Annotated in this window: 21 protein-coding genes; 12 read left to right on the top strand and 9 right to left on the bottom strand. The window is 25.7% G+C overall.

The features are described 5' to 3' along the window. Positions 1 to 96 precede the first annotated feature (96 nt). The 3 genes from ATH_RS03690 to nth are packed head-to-tail and all read left to right on the top strand — an operon-like array spanning position 97 to position 2410. On the top strand, positions 97 to 1326 hold the full coding sequence (locus tag ATH_RS03690) for an HD domain-containing protein (RefSeq protein WP_066183412.1): 1230 nt from the start codon (positions 97 to 99) through the stop codon (positions 1324 to 1326). A gap of 29 nt (positions 1327 to 1355) precedes the next feature. Further along, positions 1356 to 1766 (top strand): hypothetical protein, encoded by a 411-nt coding sequence (locus tag ATH_RS03685; RefSeq protein ID WP_066183403.1) that lies wholly within the window; start codon positions 1356 to 1358, stop codon positions 1764 to 1766. Continuing rightward, on the top strand, positions 1763 to 2410 hold the full coding sequence (nth, locus tag ATH_RS03680; protein ID WP_066183400.1) for an endonuclease III: 648 nt from the start codon (positions 1763 to 1765) through the stop codon (positions 2408 to 2410). Before ATH_RS03685 ends, nth begins: the two co-directional genes overlap by 4 nt. A 5-nt stretch (positions 2411 to 2415) precedes the next feature. On the opposite strand, the gene ATH_RS03675 is transcribed toward nth, so the two are convergent. The 6 genes from ATH_RS03675 to greA form a co-directional block, all read right to left on the bottom strand. Then, a complete protein-coding gene (locus ATH_RS03675; RefSeq protein ID WP_066183398.1) occupies positions 2416 to 4518 on the bottom strand; it encodes a response regulator in 2103 nt (700 codons plus the stop codon). A gap of 12 nt (positions 4519 to 4530) precedes the next feature. After that, complete coding sequence (locus tag ATH_RS03670) at positions 4531 to 5442, bottom strand: diguanylate cyclase domain-containing protein (RefSeq protein WP_066183395.1); 912 nt, start codon at positions 5440 to 5442, stop codon at positions 4531 to 4533. A gap of 149 nt (positions 5443 to 5591) precedes the next feature. Continuing rightward, positions 5592 to 6296, bottom strand: coding sequence for an HD-GYP domain-containing protein (locus ATH_RS03665; RefSeq protein WP_066183394.1), 705 nt, complete (start codon positions 6294 to 6296; stop codon positions 5592 to 5594). A gap of 23 nt (positions 6297 to 6319) precedes the next feature. Further along, a complete protein-coding gene (gene uvrB, locus ATH_RS03660; protein ID WP_066183388.1) occupies positions 6320 to 8293 on the bottom strand; it encodes an excinuclease ABC subunit UvrB in 1974 nt (657 codons plus the stop codon). 3 nt (positions 8294 to 8296) lie between these two features. After that, on the bottom strand, positions 8297 to 9001 hold the full coding sequence (locus tag ATH_RS03655; protein ID WP_066183385.1) for a UDP-2,3-diacylglucosamine diphosphatase: 705 nt from the start codon (positions 8999 to 9001) through the stop codon (positions 8297 to 8299). A 1-nt stretch (position 9002) separates the two neighbouring features. Beyond that, positions 9003 to 9488, bottom strand: a complete 486-nt coding sequence (gene greA, locus ATH_RS03650) for a transcription elongation factor GreA (protein WP_066183382.1) — start codon at positions 9486 to 9488, stop codon at positions 9003 to 9005. A gap of 61 nt (positions 9489 to 9549) precedes the next feature. On the opposite strand from greA, the gene ATH_RS03645 reads away from it, so the two are divergent. After that, a complete protein-coding gene (locus ATH_RS03645; RefSeq protein WP_066183378.1) occupies positions 9550 to 10218 on the top strand; it encodes a tRNA threonylcarbamoyladenosine dehydratase in 669 nt (222 codons plus the stop codon). A 40-nt stretch (positions 10219 to 10258) separates the two neighbouring features. Then, positions 10259 to 11167 carry a chemotaxis protein CheV gene (locus tag ATH_RS03640; protein ID WP_066183376.1) on the top strand — a complete coding sequence of 303 codons (909 nt, stop codon included), beginning with the start codon at positions 10259 to 10261 and terminating at the stop codon, positions 11165 to 11167. A gap of 54 nt (positions 11168 to 11221) precedes the next feature. Here the strand turns inward: ATH_RS03640 and argH are convergent, their stop codons facing one another. Beyond that, on the bottom strand, positions 11222 to 12610 hold the full coding sequence (gene argH, locus ATH_RS03635) for an argininosuccinate lyase (protein ID WP_066183373.1): 1389 nt from the start codon (positions 12608 to 12610) through the stop codon (positions 11222 to 11224). Between the two features lie 62 nt (positions 12611 to 12672). On the opposite strand from argH, the gene ATH_RS03630 reads away from it, so the two are divergent. After that, positions 12673 to 13941, top strand: coding sequence for a GGDEF domain-containing protein (locus ATH_RS03630; RefSeq protein ID WP_170167567.1), 1269 nt, complete (start codon positions 12673 to 12675; stop codon positions 13939 to 13941). 29 nt (positions 13942 to 13970) lie between these two features. Here the strand turns inward: ATH_RS03630 and ATH_RS03625 are convergent, their stop codons facing one another. Together ATH_RS03625 and ATH_RS03620 are read right to left on the bottom strand one after the other, a co-directional pair. Next, complete coding sequence (locus ATH_RS03625; protein ID WP_066183369.1) at positions 13971 to 14591, bottom strand: CBS domain-containing protein; 621 nt, start codon at positions 14589 to 14591, stop codon at positions 13971 to 13973. A gap of 44 nt (positions 14592 to 14635) precedes the next feature. Continuing rightward, entirely contained in the window at positions 14636 to 15559 is a 924-nt protein-coding gene (locus tag ATH_RS03620) for a NifU family protein (RefSeq protein WP_066183366.1), read from the bottom strand. 227 nt (positions 15560 to 15786) lie between these two features. Between ATH_RS03620 and sufB the strand changes: the two genes are divergently transcribed. The 6 genes from sufB to ATH_RS03590 all read left to right on the top strand — a co-directional run bounded on the left by sufB (position 15787) and on the right by ATH_RS03590 (position 21071). Further along, complete coding sequence (gene sufB, locus ATH_RS03615; RefSeq protein WP_066183363.1) at positions 15787 to 17223, top strand: Fe-S cluster assembly protein SufB; 1437 nt, start codon at positions 15787 to 15789, stop codon at positions 17221 to 17223. A 102-nt stretch (positions 17224 to 17325) separates the two neighbouring features. Continuing rightward, a complete protein-coding gene (gene sufC, locus ATH_RS03610; RefSeq protein ID WP_066183360.1) occupies positions 17326 to 18084 on the top strand; it encodes a Fe-S cluster assembly ATPase SufC in 759 nt (252 codons plus the stop codon). Then, positions 18071 to 19111, top strand: coding sequence for a SufD family Fe-S cluster assembly protein (locus ATH_RS03605; RefSeq protein WP_066183357.1), 1041 nt, complete (start codon positions 18071 to 18073; stop codon positions 19109 to 19111). The genes sufC and ATH_RS03605 overlap by 14 nt, the downstream gene beginning before the upstream one ends. Next, a complete protein-coding gene (locus tag ATH_RS03600) occupies positions 19112 to 20299 on the top strand; it encodes an aminotransferase class V-fold PLP-dependent enzyme (protein WP_066183354.1) in 1188 nt (395 codons plus the stop codon). It begins immediately after the preceding gene. A 4-nt stretch (positions 20300 to 20303) separates the two neighbouring features. Continuing rightward, positions 20304 to 20711 carry a SufE family protein gene (locus tag ATH_RS03595; protein WP_066183351.1) on the top strand — a complete coding sequence of 136 codons (408 nt, stop codon included), beginning with the start codon at positions 20304 to 20306 and terminating at the stop codon, positions 20709 to 20711. Positions 20712 to 20720: 9 nt separating this feature from the next. Then, entirely contained in the window at positions 20721 to 21071 is a 351-nt protein-coding gene (locus tag ATH_RS03590; protein ID WP_066183348.1) for a metal-sulfur cluster assembly factor, read from the top strand. Positions 21072 to 21085 lie beyond the last annotated feature (14 nt).

The following is a 21085-nucleotide window of genomic DNA, read 5'->3' as shown; positions in this document are numbered from 1 at the left end:
TTTAATGATGACTATTATTGTAGGAGCTATGCTTTTAGGTCATAAGCTTATGCTTTTTGAGAAAAAAGACAATAATAAAGATGATAAGGAAAAATAGTGTTAAACCCAAAGATTATTGATTATATATTTTCAAGTGCATCTATTCAAAGATGGAATGATTACCCAAGAATGGTTGAACTTGTAGAACTTGATAAACAAGCTCATAAATTTGTAATTGCATATTTTATAGCAAAATTAGAAGATGATATTGATTTTACAAAACTTATAGAAGCTGGTATTTTTGAATTTTTAAGAAGAGTTGTTGTAACAGACATTAGACCCGATGTTTTTAGAAAAGCTTTACAAAAAAAATCAAAAGAGATAAATTCTTGGGTTATTGAGAAATTAAGAAGCTCATTAGAGGATATTGATGGTGGAAACTTTTTACAAAAATTTGAAGAGTATTTAAATGATTCATCAATGTATAAAAAAGAGAGATTTATTTTAAAAGCAGCTTCTTATTTATCAACTAGATGGGAATTTTCTATTGTTTATCAAACTAGCCAATTTTTAAATGATATTGATGAAGTAAAAAAACTAGTTGATGCTGAGCTTGAAGACTATTATGAATTAATTGGAGTAAGAAAAATTGCTCTAAATAAAAAACTAGCTAAAATAGTTGATTTAAGTGGGAGATTAAGATTCCAAAAAAGATGGGCTCAAACACCAAGAATTCCTGAAACTTCAGTTTTAGGACATATGCTAACTGTCGCATTTTTCTCATATTTTTACTCTTTAGAAGTAAAAGCTTGTGATAAAAGGCTACAAAATAACTTTTTTACTGCTTTATTTCATGATTTACCAGAAGCTTTAACAAGGGATATCATAAGTCCTGTTAAGTATAGTGTAGATGAGCTTTCAGATATTATTGCTGAGTATGAAGTTGCAAAAATTGAAGATGATATTTTGCCAAATATTCCTGAAACTATCAAAGAAGAGTTTTCATATATTTTAGGAATTAGTGATGGTAAAAAAGAGGAATTTGCAAATAAAGTAATAATTAATGAGCAAATTACTGAAGTAGAAGATATTAGCAAATATAATTTAGATAAATATGAAGCAATAGATGGAAAAGCACTAAAACAGTGTGATAAACTATCTGCTTTTGTTGAAGCTTCTTTGTCAATATCTCATGGAATAAAATCAAAAGAGCTTATAAGTGGTAAAAAAGAGATTTTAAAAGGATTAAAAGAGATAAATGGTATTGATTTTAAAAAACTAGCATTTGAAATTGATAAAGATTTTGGAAGTAATGGTCAAGTACAAACTACTTTGGATTTTGACTAAATATTTTAATAATTATAAAAAGGTTAAATATGCAAATAATAATAGGAATTTCACTATTCCTTATAATAGCAACTGTTATTATTTATAAAGTAAATGATAAATTTGAAAAAAAAGAGTTCATAATTCTTTTATTAACAATCTTTATAATAAGCTCAATATTTTTATACTTTGATTATAAAAATGAAAAAAAGTTACCAAACTTATTTACTGAGAAATATAACAAAGAGTACAATAATAAAATAATAAGCCTAAATTATGAATTACTTAATAATAAAGTTGTATCTAGCAAAAATGAGTTTATTTATAAATTCTCATATACAATTATAAAAGATGATAAAGAGCTTTTATGTTTTATGGATAATGTAAAAATAAATAAAATTGATAAAGAGTATATTTTTTCAAATTTCAATAATCTAAAAGAAGTATGTTTTAACAAATGAAAAAAGCAAGTAAAAGTGATATAGAAACTATCAAACAGGCATTTTTAGAAAACTATAAAGATGCTGTTACTGAATTAAATTATAATAATGACTATGAGCTTTTAATTGCAATCATTTTATCTGCTCAATGTACAGATAAAAGAGTAAATATTATTACTCCAGCACTTTTTGAAAAGTATCCAAATGTTTTTGAATTGAGTATTGCAAATCTTGAAGATGTCAAATCTTTAATAAACTCTTGCTCTTTTTTTAATAACAAAGCAAAAAATATAATAAAAATGGCTCAAAGTGTTATGGAAAACTATGATGGACAAATTCCTCATATTCAAAAAGAACTTATTAAACTTGCTGGTGTTGGAAATAAAACAGCAAATGTTTTTATGATTGAATATAAACAAGAAAATCTGATGGCTGTGGATACTCATGTTTTTAGAGTTTCTCATAGACTTGGTTTATCTTATGAAAAAACAGTTGAAAAAACAGAACTTGAACTTGTAAAGAAATTAAAAGGTGATGATTTACATATTTTTCATCAAGCTATGGTTTTATTTGGAAGATATATTTGCAAAGCTGTAAAACCTGATTGTGATAATTGCTATTTTCCACAAGTTTGTAAAACAAAACAGAGTTTTAAACCAGCTTAATTGTTTTATAAATCATCTAAATATTTCAACTCATTTTTAATATTTTCTATCTCATCTTTTAAAAGTTTTATATCTTCAAATTCTGGATTAATATCTCTTTTGTATTTATTTTCTATTCTTATACAAGCATTATATAAAGCATTTGCACCAATATTTCCACTCATTCCCTTTAAACTATAAAGCATATTTCTCGATTCTTCATCATTTTTAATAAGTTCTTCAATAATATTTATAAAATAGCTATTTATCTCTTCTATAAAACTTCTTAAAATATCAATTACAAGATCATTATTTGATAGTTTTGCTCTTAATACTTCAATATTTAGAATATCATTTATAAGGTTTGTCTTTGCACTTTTATAATCTATTTCATTAGTTCTTACTTTATTTATATATTTAAAAATTGTTTCAAATAGAGTTTTTGGTTCTACTGGTTTTGACAAAAAATCATCCATTTTTATTTCATTTGCTAACTCTTTATCAATTATTGAAGTTGATGCTGTAAGAGCAATAATTGGAATATTTGAATCAAATTCTCTTATTTTTAATGTTGTATCAAAACCATTTAATCCTGGCATTAAAATATCCATAAAAATTAAATCAAATTTATCTTTAGATTTTTTAAAAATTTCTAAGGCTTCTTCTCCACTATATGCTATTGTTACATTTACATTTGATTTCTCTAATATCTTTTTAGAAAGTTCACAATTAGCTTTATTATCATCTACAACTAAAATATTTATATCTTCAAAAATTGGATAGTTATAACTATTTTTTTTCTCTTCTTTTATTTTTTCAAGAGATAAAGAGAAACTAAAAACACTTCCTTTATCTGTTTCACTCTCTACTTCAATTTTTGTATTAAATGCATTTGCAATATTTTGTGCAATTGCTAATCCTAAACCTGTTCCTGAATAATCTTTATGATTTAAAATATCTACTTTAAAAAATTCATTAAAGATACTATTTATATGCTCTTTATCTATTCCTATTCCTGTATCTTTTACACTAAATAAAACTTCAATATTTTTATCTATTTCATTTAATAATCTAATTTCTAATTCTATATTACCATTTTGAGTAAATTTATAAGAGTTTGATAGTAGGATAGTTAGCAATTGAAGAATTCTTGCCTTATCACTTTTAACTTTATAAAAAATATCTATATTTTTATTTAATGTAAAAATATTTTTACTATTTATTGATAATTTTAGAATTATATCTTCTATATTTTTTATCAACTCATCAAAACTAAAATAGTTATTTTCTAGTTCTATGTTTTTTTGATCTATTTTTAATACATTTAATATATCATCAATAGTATTTATTAATATTCTTGATGAATTATCTATATTTTTCAATAAATTATATTGCTCTTTTTGAAGCTTTGTATCAAATAGTAAGTTTGAAAATCCAATTACTGAATTTAAAGGTGTCCTTAATTCATGGCTAATATTTGCTAAAAACTGTGCTTTTGAATTATTTGAATTTTGTAATATTGTTTTTTGTTCTCTTAACTCTTTATTTATTGCAAGTTCATTTGAAATATCTTCTAAAGTAACTACAAGTTTTGTATTTTCTATATCTTTACTCTCTTCTATTTTCTGAACAAATACCTTAAAAATATGTATTTTATTATCTCTTTTAATTTTTGCTAAATTATCATTTGGATTTAAATATACATATTTAGCCCAACTATCTGTTCCCATTTCTGCACTTAGATATCCTTTTTCTTCAATAAAATGATCACAAATACATTTATAATCTTTTTTAAAACCTTCCAAAGTTTTATATGAAAAATAATCCAAAAAAGCTCTATTTGCATCATTTATCTCTTTTCCATCTGTTATTAGCAAAATATTTTTTTGTGAATTAAATATTTTTGTACTCTCTTTTAAATGAAAATTTGCTATATCGTAAATTCTTTTAAAGATATACAAAATATAGATATATAATATTGGTACTAAAAGCAATATTATAATTTTAAAGAAATCTTTATCTTTTTTATGTGATTCATAAATATCAAAAAGTAAGAATGATAATATAAAAAAAGATAGTACAATAAGTATTAGTATAAGATTTCTTGTTTTTGACAAAATTTTATTCATATTTTTTAACCTTTAAAGAACTTTTACAATAGATTTATTTCTACCACTATTTTTTGCTTCATATAGAGCTTCATCAGCAAGTTTCATAATCTCTAAAGCATCTAGTTTTCTATCTGATTCATATAAAACTGCACCTAAACTTATAGTAATATTTTGTGATACTTTTGAAAACTCATGTTCTATATTTTCATTTCTAACAGCTTCTACTAATATGTTTGAAATATGTTCTAATCCTGCTAAATCTATACTCTTTAATAGTACAACAAACTCTTCCCCACCATATCTTGCAACTAAATCATTAGCTCTGTTTAAACTCTTTTCTAAAATTTTTGCAACTTTTCTTAAAGCTTCATCACCTTTTCCATGACCATAATTATCATTATATAATTTAAAAAAATCTATATCTATCATCATAAGAGCTAAATTTGTATTTTCTCTTTTTATATCACTATATGCTTGTTTAAAAACCTCATCAAAATATCTTCTATTTTTAATATTTGTAAGAGCATCATACATTGATAATTTTTCCAAAAGTTCTGTTTGCTCTTTTAAGACAATTTGATTTCTTATCCTAGCTTTTAATATAACCTTGCTATATGGTTGAATTATGTAATCAATAGCTCCAAGATTTAAACCAAATTCTTCATCATCTTCACTATTTTTTGATGATAAAAAAATTATAGGAATTCTTTTTGTTTTTGGTTCTTCTTTTATCTTTTTACATAATTCATAAGCTATTTCATCTCTCATTTGAACATCAATTAAAACTAAATCGATATCATTTATTTTAATCTTCTTTAATGCTTCTTCTTTAGTTCTAGCCTCTTCTATTTTGTAATCATCTTTTAATATATTATTTAAAATTAGTATATTTGTATTTTTGTCATCTACTATTAGAATAGTAGACCTCTCATCTTCTAGCATATTTCTCCACCATTTAACACTATTTAGGAATTATTTTGAATTAAAGCCTAACTTATAATTTATTAAGTTAATCTTACTTTATAGTTTTTTATTCAAATATTCTTAATTTATTACAAAAAGTATCATTGTAATATTATTTTATAATTATCCTAATCTTCTAATTCTTTTCTAATTTCTAAAAATTTATCTTTATTATTTATAAGAAGTTCTATAAGTTTTGGTTCAAATAATTTACCACTCTCTTTTTTCATAAACTCAAATATCTTATCATCTTCCCATTTTGATTTATAAGATCTTTGACTTCCTAATACATCAAATACATCTGCAACAGTAGTAATTCTTGAAAATATATGAATATCTTCTTTACTTATTCCTCTTGGATATCCACCACCTTCCCATCTTTCATGGTGCTCATATGCAATAGTTTTTGCCAAATTAAAAAGTGGTTTATCTATATCATTTAATATATCAAATCCAATTCTTGTATGAGTTTTCATAAGTTCAAACTCTTCATCATTTAATTTTCCTGGTTTATTTAATATATTATCAGGAATAGATACTTTTCCTATATCATGCATAGGAGAAACCAATTTTAGAAGTTCTGATTCTTCTTCACTTAGTCCATATAAACTTGCTAAAAGTTTAGAAAACTCAGCAACTCTTTTTATATGATTTCCTGTATCCTTTGTTCTATTCTCTCCTATTGCACCCATTTTAAAAATAATCTCTTTTTGGCTATTTTCAATATCTTCATATTTTTCTACAAGTTTAAAAAATATACTATTTAACTCTTCTTTATTATTCTCTTCTAAAGCTTTACTAAAATCTTTTTTTAATTTATTAATATCTTTCACTATCTTCTCTTTTAGCTTTTTATTTACATATCTTTATATTTTGCAATTTCATCTCTTAATCTTATTGCTTCTTCAAAGTTCAAATCACTTGCTGCTTTTTTCATCTGCTTATTTAACTCTATTAAAATCTTCTTTCTTTCACTTGCTGGCATTTTTTCAAGCCTTTGTTTCTTAAGTGCAACTGTATCATACTCTTCTAGTCTAAGACTTTCATCTAGCTTTCTTGTTGTAGATTTTGGAGTAATATTAAATTTAATATTATGCTCTTCTTGAAGTTTTCTTCTTCTATTTGTTTCATCAATTGCAAACTGCATAGAAGCTGTAATTTTCTTTGCAAAAAGAATTACTCTTCCATTCTCATTTCTAGCAGCTCTTCCTATTGTTTGTATTAGTGAAGTTTTACTTCTTAAAAAACCTTCTTTATCTGCATCAAGTATTGCTACTAGAGAAGTTTCTGGAATATCAAGTCCTTCTCTTAGAAGATTAATTCCAATTAATACATCAAATGTACCAAGCCTTAACTCTCTTATTATTTGATTTCTCTGTATTGCATCTATTTCACTATGCATATATTTTACTTTTATCCCTAAATCAGCATAATATTTTGCAAGTTCTTCTGCCATTTTCTTTGTAAGAACTGTTACTAAAACTCTTTGATTCTTTGCTACTACTTTTTTTATCTCATCATGGAGTTTTTCTACTTGGAATTCACTATCAACAATATCTATTATTGGGTCAAGTAATCCTGTTGGTCTAATTATTTGCTCAGCAACGGTTGCACTTAATTCTATTTCAAGTTCATTTGGTGTTGCACTTACGAAAATATAATTTGGAGCTTTATTTATAAACTCATCAAACTTAAGAGGTCTATTATCCAATGCACTTGGTAATCTAAAACCATACTCAACTAAAACCTCTTTTCTACTTCTATCAGCTGCATGCATTCCTCTAAACTGACTTAAAGAGACATGTGATTCATCAACTACAAGTAAAAAATCTTTATCCATTTGAGAAAAATAATCAAGCAATGAATATGGAGTCTCTTCTGGTTTTAATCCTGTTAAATGTCTTGCATAATTTTCAATACCTTTACACATTCCAGTAGCTTCAATCATCTCTAAATCAAATTCAACTCTTTGTTTAAGTCTTTGATGTTCTACAAGTTTATCTTCTTGTTTATAGTAGTTTAATCTATCTTCCAATTCATCTTCTATTTGTTTAACTGCTCTACTTAAATTATCTTTTGTTACAACAAAAGGATTAACTGAATATATTATTACTTCTTTCAAATCTTCTATTTTTTCATTTGTCAAATACTCATGCTTTGTAATACTTTCAACTTCATCACCAAAAAATTCAACTCTTATAAATTCATCCTCATAATAAGCTGGAAATATATCTATTACATCTCCATTTACTCTAAAATCTGATCTATCAAAAAAGCTATCATTTCTTTTATATCCCATCTCTATTAGTTTTAATAAAAACTCTCTTTGGCTATATTCAAACCCTACTTCAATTCTCTGAACCATAGCTTTATATTCACTTGGATTTCCTAATCCATAGTTTGCTGATACTGAAGCTATTACAATTACATCATCAAAAGACAGTAGTGAAGCTGTTGTACTAAGTCTTAATCTTTCCAACTCTTCATTTATAGAGCTATCTTTTTCTATAAACAGATCAGATCTTGGAATATAAGCTTCTGGTTGATAATAATCATAATAAGAGATAAAATACTCAACATGATTATTTGGAAAAAACTGTTTAAATTCACTATAAAGCTGAGCTGCTAAAGTTTTGTTATGAGTCATTATTAAAGTTGGTTTCTGAACTTTTTCTATAACCTTAGCAATAGTATAAGTTTTACCACTTCCAGTAACTCCTAAAAGCGTATTATATTTATTTCCTGCTTCTATACTAGAGCTAAGTGCTTCAATTGCTTTTGGCTGATCTCCATTTGGAGAATAATCACTTACAACTTCAAATTTTGCCAAATTCTAATCCTTCAAACTCTCAATAATAAATCTTCCATCCTTAAATCTTGTAAAATCTTTTTGACAATAAAGAGATGGAATATTTATATATTCTTGATTTCCAATTACAAAACTTTTTCCTTGATGGAAATGTCCTTCTATAATAATATCTTCTTTATAGTTTTTTACTCTTTTTCTAGCTAAACTCTCAAAATCATCCATTTTATGACAAATATTCTTTTTAAGAAGAGCTTTTTCAATTCTTTTTGAGATAAAATTATTTATATCTATAAAATTTAGAAAATATAATAAATAGCTATTTCTTATAATCTTACAATATAAATTATAATCCCAAGATGTAAAATTATCACCATGAGAAATAGCAATAGTTTTATCTTTATATTTTAATACTAAAGCTTGTTCTTCCCTTTTAAAAACTTTTACTTTGGGAAAAAGCTTTTGTAAATTATAATCATGATTTCCTTCTAAATAAAAGATTTCATATTTTAAAGATAAGCTATTTATAATATTTATCAACTCTTTATTTTGTTTTATAAAATATTTTGACTCACCTGAAATAAAATCAAAATTATCCCCTAAAAAAAATATCTGACTAAACTCAATTTCATTTTGTTCTAATTTATTTAAAATTTCTTTAAACTCTGGATTATTTATATTATAGTGCGAATCTGCTATAAAAATAGCATTATCTTTTAATACAAAACTCAAACTATATCTCTATCTCTTTATAAAATATTGCAAAAACTTCAAATACTTTTTCTCCACCTGGAAGTTTAGCTGTAAACTCATCACCTTCAACTTTTCCCATTAATTGTTTTGCTAAAGGTGAGTTAAAAGATATAAAACCTTTCTCTACATTTGATTCAACTCCACCAACTATTGTATAAGTAAACTCTTCATCTGTTTCTACATCTATTAATGAAACTGTTGAACCAAAACTCACTCTATCATGAGGAAGAACTTCTGGATTTACTATTACTGCTTTTGATATAATATTGCTTATTTCAGCCATTTGAACATCTATAAACTTTAATTTCTCTTTTGCACTGTGATATTCAGCATTCTCTTTTAAATCACCTAATTGCCTTGCTTCATCTAGTGCAATTACTGTTTCAGGTCTCTCTTTATTTTTTAAATAATCTAACTCTGCTGTTACTTTATTATAACCAGCTAGTGTCATTGGTTCTTTATCCATAATTTCTCCAATAAATATTTTGTGTTATAATAACCAAAAATTTGTAAAGAAGATTTAAAACATGCAATATAGTAGAATTAATATGCTTTTTGGTGAAGAAGCTTTAAAAAAATTTCAAGATACAAAAATAATTCTTTTTGGTGTTGGAGGAATTGGAAGTTTTGCCCTTGATGCTTTATACAACTCTGGAATAACAAACATAACAATAGTTGATTTTGACACTTATGAACCTTCAAATCAAAATAGACAATTAGGAAGTCATGGAAATATTGGAAGAATAAAAGTTGATGTTATGAAAGAAAGATATCCAAATGTTACTCCAATTTGTGTAAAAATAACTCCTGAATGGATAGATAATTTTGACTTCTCATCATTTGATTATATTTTAGATGCAATAGATGATGTAAAACCAAAAATACACTTAATAAAAAAACATTTTACAAAAGTTATAAGTACAGGTGGTGGAGCAAAAAGAATGGATCCTCTTAAGATAACTTATGGTTCTATTTGGGATAGCTATAATGATAAATTTATTAAAAAAGTAAGAGATGAATTAAAAAAGCAAGGATTCAAAAAGAAGTTTAAAGTAATATATTCAACTGAAGTTCCACTTTGCATAGATAAAGGAAGTTTTGAAGGAGTAACAGCTAGTTTTGGTTTAATGATAGCCTCTGTTACGGTACAAAAGATTATAAGAAAATTAAGTTTAGTTAAAGATATTCAAAGTTAATTACTTATATAATAATCAATATTCTAAAAAAAGGATTTACATGAGCGGTATTGGTGGTAGTGTTGAACAAATGACACAAGGACATCTTCGAAATGTTCAACAATTAGCAGTTTTTTACACTGGTCATAATAATATTTATGCAATAAATATAGCAAAAGTTAAAGCTTTTATAATTACAGATGAAGTGAAAATCAACGATACTCCAAAAGAAACAAATGTTATAGCAGGGATAGCAACAATTAGAGGAGAACCTGTAACTTTAATAAATCTTGATGCTTGGTTAGGGTTAAAACCTTTTGAAACGCATGAATATAAACTAATTATTTTTTGTGAATTTAATCATAAAAAAATAGGTTTTTTAGTTAAAGACATGCTAGATATTGTAGAAAAAACTACTCAAGAGCTAAGACATACAGAAGAAACAAATAGTAAAATTACTTATACAACTTATGTAAAAGTAAACAATAAAGAAGAGCTTTGTACTGTTTTTAATGCTGAGCAACTTTTAAGAGATATCAAGTGGACTGATGATGGTGGAAGAGATATTAAGAAATATGTAGAAAATAAAATTAGTTCTAGTAAAAAAATTCTTGCAGCTGAAGATTCAGCAGTAGCTAGAGAAGTTCTACATAAATTCTTCACTCAAATAGAAGTTGATTATGAAATATATCCAAATGGTGGTGATTTACTTGATAGAATTGAAGAGATAGATGCATCAAAAATTGGTATGATATTAACAGATATTGAGATGCCTGGAACTGATGGTTATCAAGTAGCTTCTTTTATAAAAAGTAACTCTAAATATTCTCACATTCCAGTTATTGTAAACTCATCAATGACAACAGATGCTGTAAAAGGAAAAATGGATAGAATCGGAATTGAAGCTTTTGTAGGTAAAACAGATATAAATAGTTTATATAATCTTACAAATAAGTTTTTAATTAGATAATCTTTATTTTCTATTTTATTTAAAGCCCAAATTTAATATTTGGGCTTTTTTATTTTAAATATTTTTTAACCAATCTTGAAAAGTTTCAATAGCTAGTTTTGTTTGTTTTGTAGAAGTACCCCCAAAAGAGTTTCTACTATTCATAGAATTTTCTAAATTAAGATAAGAAACTATATCCTCATTAACATTTTCTAAATCTTTTGATGATTTTCTAATTTCATCTATATTTAATTCACTAATATCTTTATTTAAAGCATTTGCAAAAGCTACAACTTCTTTTGTAATATAATAAGCTGTTCTAAAAGGAATATTTTGTTTAGAAACTAAATAATCAGCTAAATCTGTTGCTGTTAAATGCCCTACTTTACAAGCTTCTATCATTTTTTCTTTATTTATTATCATAGTTTTAATTACTTCATTTAAAATACTTAATGATATTTCAATAGTAGAAACTGAATCAAAAACTCCCTCTTTATCTTCTTGTGTATCTTTATTATATGCAAGTGGAAGAGATTTCATAACTGTGAGTAAAGATATTAAGTTTCCATACACACGACCTGTTTTTCCTCTTAATAATTCAGGAACGTCAGGATTTTTCTTTTGTGGCATTATTGAACTAGTAGTTGCATACATATCGCTCATTTTAACAAAACCAAACTCATAAGATGACCATAAAATAAGCTCTTCTGAAATTCTACTTATATGCATCATACAAGTAGAAATATTAAATAATATCTCTAAAGCAAAATCTCTATTTGAAACACTATCCATAGCATTTTGTGTTGGAGCAGTAAATCCTAGTAATTCAGCTGTTTTAAACCTATCAATATTGTGTGGAGTTCCAGCAAGTGCTGCACTTCCAAGAGGAGAGAAATTGTTTCTTTCATAAGAAGATTTAAATCTTTCAAAATCTCTTTTAAACATATTTGCATATGCCATCATATGAAAACCAAAGCTAATTGGTTGTGCATGTTGTAGATGTGTCATTCCTGGCATTAAAGTATCTGTATGCTTATTTGCAAGTTCAACAAAAGTTTCAATAAGAGTTTTAATCTGTTTTTTTATACTTACTGTTTTCTCTTGTACATAAAGAGTGAAATCTGTACAAACTTGATCATTTCTACTTCTTGCTGTATGAACTCTTTTTCCAGAATCACCAATAATCTCAATAAGCCTACTTTCAACTGCCATATGAATATCTTCAAATTCGAGTGAAAATTTAAATTCTCCTTTTTCTATCTCTTTTAATACTTGTAAAAGACCTTTTTCTATCTCAAGCTGTTCATCATTTGTTATAATATTTTGTAAAGCTAACATTTTTGAATGAGCTATTGAACCTTTTATATCTTGAGAATAAAGTTCTTTGTCAAACATTATAGAAGCATTAAATTCATCTAAAATTTGTGCATTTGTATTTTTTAAAATCTGAGTACTTTGTTTCATTTCTCTCTTCTTTATCTATTTAATTAACTATTTATTATATCATAAGTGATATAATTTTACTTATGAAACTTAAGGCTAAACAAATGTTGGATATAAAAGAGATTACAAAGAATACATTAGAAGGTTTAAAAGACAAAAGACTTGCAGCAACTCCTGAAAATTATTTTCTTGAGTTTTTAAATCAAGTAAAAGATGGTGAAGAGTATTTTAAAGAAATAGAGATATTTGAAAATAGTCTATTTAGCTTAACAAAAGATGAAAAAAAGAGTTTACATAAAAACTCTATTTTTGGTATGCTAAAAATACTATCAAATAGAACTTCAAATGATGATTTAAAGAAACTTATTGAAACTTTTAGTGATACTTTAGCTCCTTCAATCAATTATGATATTACTTATGAAGTAGAAGACTTTATCCTTTATTTATTAAAGAATCCAAAAGATGCATTAAAAAATGAATCTCTACATCAAATTAAAAAATTTGCAAAATTAAGAGTTGAAAAAGATAGGTTAGTTTTAAGAGATAAAACACAAGATATCATAAAACTTACATCTTTAATGAGTAGATACTATGATAAAACATTACAAGATAGTACAAATCAACAAGAAGACATTAAGAAAATAAAAGATGATTTAGTAACTTTGGATATATCAGATTCATCTAAAAGAGAGATTCTTATTGTTCAGAAAAAGCTTATTAATAGTATTGAAAAGATGGAAAGCTCTTTACTTGAAAGTAATAAAATATTATCTACAAATATTGATAAAGTAAAACTTTTAAATAGACAAATACAAGATTTAGAGAATGAATTAAAAATTGCAAAAGAAGAGTATTTATATGATTTTCTAACAAATGTTTATAATAGAAGAGCTTATGATAGTGAAATTAAGAAAATGGAAAAACAGTACTATTTATTTAATACAAACTATGCAATAATATTTTTTGATATAGATCATTTCAAAAAAATAAATGATAAATATGGTCACTCTTGTGGAGATGAAATCTTAAAATCTTTTGCAAGTATTATAAAAAATCTTACAAGAAAAGAAGATGTAATAGCTCGTTATGGTGGAGAAGAGTTTGTTGCTTTGATTAATTTTATGGATAAAATTGAAATAAGCAGATATATAAAAAGAGTAAAAAATGCTTTCTTAAATAGCACTTTTGTATATAAAAACAGTAAAATAAATATAACTTTTTCAGCTGGAGTCTCTTTTAGAAGTAAATATGATTCACTAGATAAAGCTCACGAGAAAGCTGATTCTCTTTTATATGATGCAAAAAGAGCTGGTAGAAATAAAATATTTTTTGATGATGGAAATCAACTTTAAATATTAAATAAGCTAATTAGCTTATTTAATTAGCTCCATAACTGCAGCTTTGGTAAATTTGCAACTGCTTTTAATATATCTGTTTTCGAAACTATTCCAACTAATATATCATTGTCATCAACTATTGGAACAGCATCTAATCTCAAATCCAACATAACCTGAACAACTTTTCTAACATCTGCTTCTGGATCAGCTGTTAAAACTTCTGGTATATAAATATCATTCATTGTCTTCTTTAAAGTAGATTCTATATCATCAATATGTTTCATAATAAGGTTTAAAATAACTTTTTTATCAATAATCCCAACTATTTTTTTACCAAAATCTGTAATAGGTATTGAAGATACTCTTTTATCATTTATAAAATAGTAAATATCTTCAACTGTGGTATTTAATGATGCATGAAATACATCTTCTGTCATAATATCTTTGATTTTATATACAGGTTCAAGAGTATCAATTTCTGCCATTTTTCTATAAGAGTTTATAAACTCTTGCTTTTTTCTCTCTTGATCTTCTGTATAATCATGTATAAAACCCTCTTTTGGACTAAATCTAATAGGTTCTATTTGTTCAATATTTTTTAAGTCATACAGATTATCACTCGTACTTCTAAAACCAACTGTTCCATTATTATATATAGCAAACATAAATATCCCCTTCTTATTTTTTAGTTATATTATCAAAAAATTCGTTAAATTGGTAATACTCTTAAATTTTCATCTACTTTATTTTGTAGAATTGATTCAATAGCATATAATGTTCCCATACTACCTGCACTACATCCACTACATGCTCCTAAATATCTAATATATAGATCATAATGTGGTTTTGATTCAACCAAATCTAATATCTCCATATTTCCACCATCCATAATAAGCATTGGTCTTATATCATCATCCAAAACATCTTCTATAAGTTCAAGTTTTTGTTCTTTTGTCATATCATTAAAAGAGCTATTCATATAAGAAGGAGCTTGACTGTTATCTAATTCTTTTAGTGTTTGTTCTAAAATATCACTTAAATAGATCTCTTTTTCTTCCAATCCACCTTCGTTTCTACATGATTTACAAAATATTCCTGCTTTTGTTTTCTCACCTATTTCTTCAATAGTTTTAAGATTAAACTCTTTTATTGCATCTTTAATTGTTTTTAAATTTACTCTTGCACATTCACAAATGATATAATCATCGGCAAAGTCTTCCATATTTCTTTCATCAAATTTTAGTGCAACTTTTTTTAATATTACAAAATTTAAAAAACTATTATGTAACTCTTCAATACTTAATGCTGGAATTTGTGGCTCATCTCTTAATGCGAATTCAACATCTGTTTTAAACATACTTGAAACTTTTTCTATACTTTTTCCAATACAAAGTTCTATCATCATATCATTTAAAGCAACTATTAATCCACTTGAAAATGATTTAAACTTTGCTGTAAAAACATTTCTATCTTTTGTTATTGCAAAATAGACTCTAATAGTATCATTAGCATTTCCTTCATAATCAACTACAACTAATTTACAACCCAAAGCTTCTGCTTCAATTTTACTAATCTCTCCAAAGTGTTTTGGATTGTCTACTCTTTCATTTATCTTTTTTGAATATTCTTTCATTATTTTTCCATTTTTTATATACTTATTAAAATTCCCATATTTTATTTAAAATAGGATAATATTTATCTTAATTTTAATATGCCATAGTAAAGGTGTTTATTTATAGAATTAACAAATACTTATTTGCTTTATTAGTATTTATGCCTTTACATTATATACTTATTTTGATATTATTCCAATTAGGATAAAACTTGTCCTATTTAAAATAAATTTTTTATGGAGAAGTCATGAGTGATAACCAACAAATACATGACATTATAAACACTGATTACAAACTAGGCTTTGAAACATTAGTTCAAAGTGATACTTTTGAAAAAGGTTTAAATGAAGATGTAATAAGAGCTATTAGTGCAAAAAAAGAAGAACCAGAATTTTTATTAGATTTTAGACTAAAAGCTTATGAAAAATGGCTTAAAATGGAAGAGCCAGATTGGACATTTTTAAAATATTCAAAAATAGATTATCAAGATTATGCTTACTATTCAGCACCAAAAAAAGCACTTGGTTCTTTGGATGAAGTAGATCCAGAGATATTAAAAACTTATGAAAAATTAGGAATTCCACTTGAAGAGCAAAAAATGCTTGCAGGTGTTGCTGTTGATGCAGTATTTGATTCAGTTTCAATAAAAACTACATATCAAGATGAACTTGAAAAGTTAGGAATTATATTTTGTTCTATTAGTGAAGCTGCTCACAGATTCCCTGATTTAGTAAAAACCTATTTAGCAAGTGTAGTTCCTGTAACGGATAACTATTTTGCTGCTTTAAATAGTGCAGTTTTTACAGATGGAAGTTTTGTATATATTCCAAAAAACACAAGATGTCCAATGGAACTTTCTACTTATTTTAGAATAAATGCTTTAAATACAGGTCAGTTTGAAAGAACATTAATCATTTGTGATGAAGGTTCTTATGTATCTTATAATGAAGGTTGTTCTGCTCCTAGTAGAGATGATAGACAACTTCACGCAGCAGTTGTTGAGTTAGTTGCACTTGAAAATGGACATATAAAATATTCAACTATTCAAAACTGGTTCCCAGGTGATGATGAAGGAAAAGGTGGAATACTTAACTTTGTTACAAAAAGAGCTTTATGTAAAGGTGATAATTCAAAAGTATCTTGGACACAAGTTGAAACTGGTTCAAGTATTACTTGGAAATATCCTTCATGTGTTTTACAAGGAGATAATAGTGTTGGAGAGTTTTACTCTGTTGCTATTACTTCAAGAGCTCAACAAGCTGATACTGGTACAAAAATGATTCATTTAGGTAAAAATACAAAATCTACAATTATCTCAAAAGGTATATCTGCTATGAAAGGTATAAATGCTTATCGAGGACTTGTAAGAGTTGGAAAAAATGCTGATAATGCAAGAAATATATCTGAATGTGATTCTTTGTTGATTGGTCACAAATGCCAAGCACATACTTATCCTTATCATGAAATAAGAAATAGTAGTGCAAATATTGAACATGAAGCAACAACTTCAAAAATTTCTGATGAACAACTTTTTTATCTTAATCAAAGAGGAATAGATGAAGAAGATGCTATTGCTATGATTGTAAATGGTTTTTGTAAAGAGGTTTTAAAAGAGTTACCAATGGAATTTGCTGCTGAAGCAAAAGAGTTGTTAAGTATCTCTTTAGAAGGAAGTGTTGGTTAAATAAGAAGTAATAAATTGCTTTTTATAAAGTTTTATCACTTTTTATAAAAGTGTTATATTATATAAATTTCCAAAAGATGGAAAATTTTTTAAGGATAATAGATGTTATTAAAAATTGAAGATTTAAAAGTAAGTATAAATAATAATGAAATTTTAAAAGGTTTAAACCTAGAGATAAATCCAGGTGAAGTTCATGTTTTAATGGGTGTGAATGGAGCTGGAAAATCAACTTTAGTTAAAACTTTAGCAGCACACTATGACTGTGAAGTAAATGGTGGAAAGATTACATTTAAAAATAAAGATTTATTAGAAATGGATGCAGCAGATAGAGCAAATGAGGGAATTTTCATGAGTTTTCAAAGTCCTGTTGAAGTTTCTGGAGTAAACAATAGCTATTTTTTAAGAACTGCTATGAATGCAAAAAGAGCTTATGAAGGTAAAGAAGAGCTTGATGCAATGCAATTTTTAAAACTTGTAAAAGAAGAAACAAATAAATATGATATTGATAGAAAACTTTTACAAAGAGATTTAAACGATGGTTTTAGTGGTGGAGAAAAAAAGAGAAATGAACTAATTCAACTTTTAATGCTAAATCCTGATTTAATAATGCTTGATGAAATTGATAGTGGTCTTGATGTTGATGCAATTAAAATTGTTGCAAATGTTATAAATTCTATGCTTGATGGGAAAAAATCAATTCTTATGATTACTCACTATGATAGACTTTTAGAACTTATAAAACCTGATTTTGTACATATTTTAAGTAATGGAAAGATTGCTAAAACAGGAGATTATAACTTAGCTTTAGAACTTGATGAGAAAGGGTTTGAAGCATTAGGAATAAACAATGCAGATAATTAATTTAAACAATAATTTACCTCATAAGAAAGAGGAAGAGTTTTTAAAAATTGACTTCTCAAATCTATTTGATTTTGATTTTAAAGATAAAAAGATTTTAGATTTTAAAACAGATTCAAATATCTCTTTTTTAAACCAAGAAGATAAAGAAAATTATGAATCAAAGCTTTTTTATATTACAAATAGTTTAGATAAAAATCAAAAAATTCTAAAAATAGAAAAAGATACTCTTGAACCAATTATTTTAATAAATAGCTTAAAAGAGAATTCGACTTTATTCTCAAATAATCTTTTAATAGAGATTAAAGATGGAGTAAAAGCCTCTATTATTGAAGTTTTTGTCTCTTCATCTAAGGATTCAGCAGTTTTTGCAAATAGAGTTATAAAACTTGGTAAAAATGCATCTTTGGAATATATAAAAAATCAAGATATTTCAAGCTCAAACTCTTTAGTTTTTGCTTGTAAATCTATTCAAAATGATAAATCAAATTTAGAAATTTCAAACTTTGAATTAGGTGATGGATTTATTGTAAATAGTTTTGAAAATAAAATTGATTCTTTAAATGTAAACTATGAACTAAATGGTTTAAATAAGCTAAGAGATAAAGCAAACACTTCAACTCTTGTAAGAACAACTCATAATAATGAAAATTCAAGAAGTAATATAAACTATAAAAACTCTTTACTTGATAATTCAAGAGCTGTTGTAAAAATCAAATCAATAGTTACAGAAACAGGACTTTATTCGAAAGCTTTCCAAAATTGTAACTCAATTTTATTAAGTAATGATGCAGTTGTTTTTGCTCAACCATTTTTAGAAATATTCATTGATGAACTTGAAGCAAGTCATGGAACAACAACAGGAACTTTAGATAAAGATCAATTATATTATCTTCAATCAAGAGGAATAAAAAAAGATGAAGCTTATAAAATTTTACTTGAAGCATTTGAAAGTTCAATTAAAGATAATTTAAAAGATGAAAAATTACAAGAGTTTGTAGAAAACTATAAAAAAGAGAGTTTTATATAGATGTATAAAAAAGATTTTCCATTTTTTAGTAAGTCAAAAACAGTTTATCTAGATAATGGAGCAACAACTCAAAAACCAAAAAGTGTAATTGATTCTACTTTAAAATATTACAATGAATATTGTTCAAATACTCATAGAAGTGGATTTGGAGATGCAGCAATTGCTACAACAGAATTTGAGAAAACAAGAGAAGTTTTACAGAAATTTATAAATGCAAATAAAAAAGAGGAGATTATTTTTACAAGTGGTGTTACACAAAGTATAAATTTCATAGCTTCTTCATTTGCAAAAAAATTTAAAACGGTAATAATCTCTAGCCTTGAACATCATGCAAATATTGTTCCTTGGCATATGCAAAATAGAACTTTAGGAAATGGTCTTCTAGTTGTAAATTGTGATTCAAATTTAGACTTTGATTACAATCATTTTGAAGAACTTTTAAAAGAAAATCCAAACTCTTTTGTAAGTGTTGCTCATGTTACAAATGCTTTTGGTGTAGTTTATGATATTAAAAGAATTGTATCTTTGGCTCACAAATATCAAAGTGTAGTTTTAATAGATGGAGCTCAAAGTTTAAGTAGTTTCAAAATAGATGTTCAAGATATAAATTGTGATTTTTTTGCAATTTCTGCACATAAAACTTTTGGTCCAACAGGAGTTGGAGCTATTTATATAAAAGAGAAGTTCTTTGATGAAGTTGAGCCTTATATTACAGGTGGGGCATCTATTCATACAGTTGATTTTGAAAAAGGTACAAGCTTTTTATCAAGTCCATATAAATTTGAAGCAGGAACTCAAAATATTGCTGGAGTTATAGCTTTTAAAGAGTCTTTAAATTATATAGAAAACATTACTTATGAAAATATTAAAAAAAGAAAAGATGAGCTTTTAATTTATTTAAATGATGAGTTAAAAAAACTTCCTGATATTATTTTTTATAATGATATAAAAAACTGTAATGGAAGTAGAAGTTTTAACTTCAAAGGAATTATGCATGATGATATCTCTATTTTACTTGATAAAATGGGAATTGCTCTAAGAGTTGGTCATCATTGTGCAATGCCAATAATGAATAAATTAAATATAAAAGGAACAATTAGAGTTAGTTTAGCTTTTTACAATGATTTTGAAGATATTGATAAATTAATTGTAGCTTTAAAACGAGCTTTAAGTATGTTAAAGGATTAAAATAATGAGTATTAAACAAAGAATTGAGGATATTAAAGAAGATTTAGATTTTTTTGAAGAAGAGTTAGCAAAATATGAATATATTATTGATTTGGGTAAAAAACTTCCAGATTTTGAAGATAGTTATAAAATTCCTGAAAATTTAGTTCATGGTTGTACTTCACAAGTTTGGTTAATTTGTGAACAAAAAGAGAATAAACTGTTTTTTTATGGAACAAGTGATGCTATTATTGTAAAAGGTTTAGTATATATTATTTTAAGTATTTTCTCAAATTCAACAATAGATGAGTTAAAACAAATTGATATGGATGTTGTAAAAGAGTTAGGTCTTAGCGAAGTGATTACTCCAAATAGACAAAGTGGAGTAATTGGAATGATTAAAAAAATAAAAGAGTATGCTTTAAAAAGTTAAGGAAATAAAATGAGTAATATTTTTAATAAAGAAGAGATAAAAGAGAAAATCATAGAGAATATAAAAAAAGTTTATGATCCTGAAATACCTGTGGATATCTATAATTTAGGTTTAATTTATAGTATAGAACTAGAAGAGAGAGATAACTATCTATTTTGTGAGATAGAGATGACTCTTACAAGTCCTGCTTGTCCTGTTGCTGATAGTTTACTTGAACAAGTTAGATATGTATCTATGGCTGTTGATGAAGTTGATGAAACAAAAGTTAATTTAGTATTTGAACCTGTTTGGGAACCTCATATGATGAGTGAAGATGCCAAAGAGATTATGGGAGCAAGTGGAGCTGCTATCTCTTGGTAATTATTTTAGAAACT

This window comes from Aliarcobacter thereius LMG 24486 (assembly GCF_004214815.1).
Lineage (GTDB): Bacteria > Campylobacterota > Campylobacteria > Campylobacterales > Arcobacteraceae > Aliarcobacter > Aliarcobacter thereius.
Note: the sequence above shows the minus strand (reverse complement) of the source record. Positions and strands in the feature narration are given on the sequence as shown.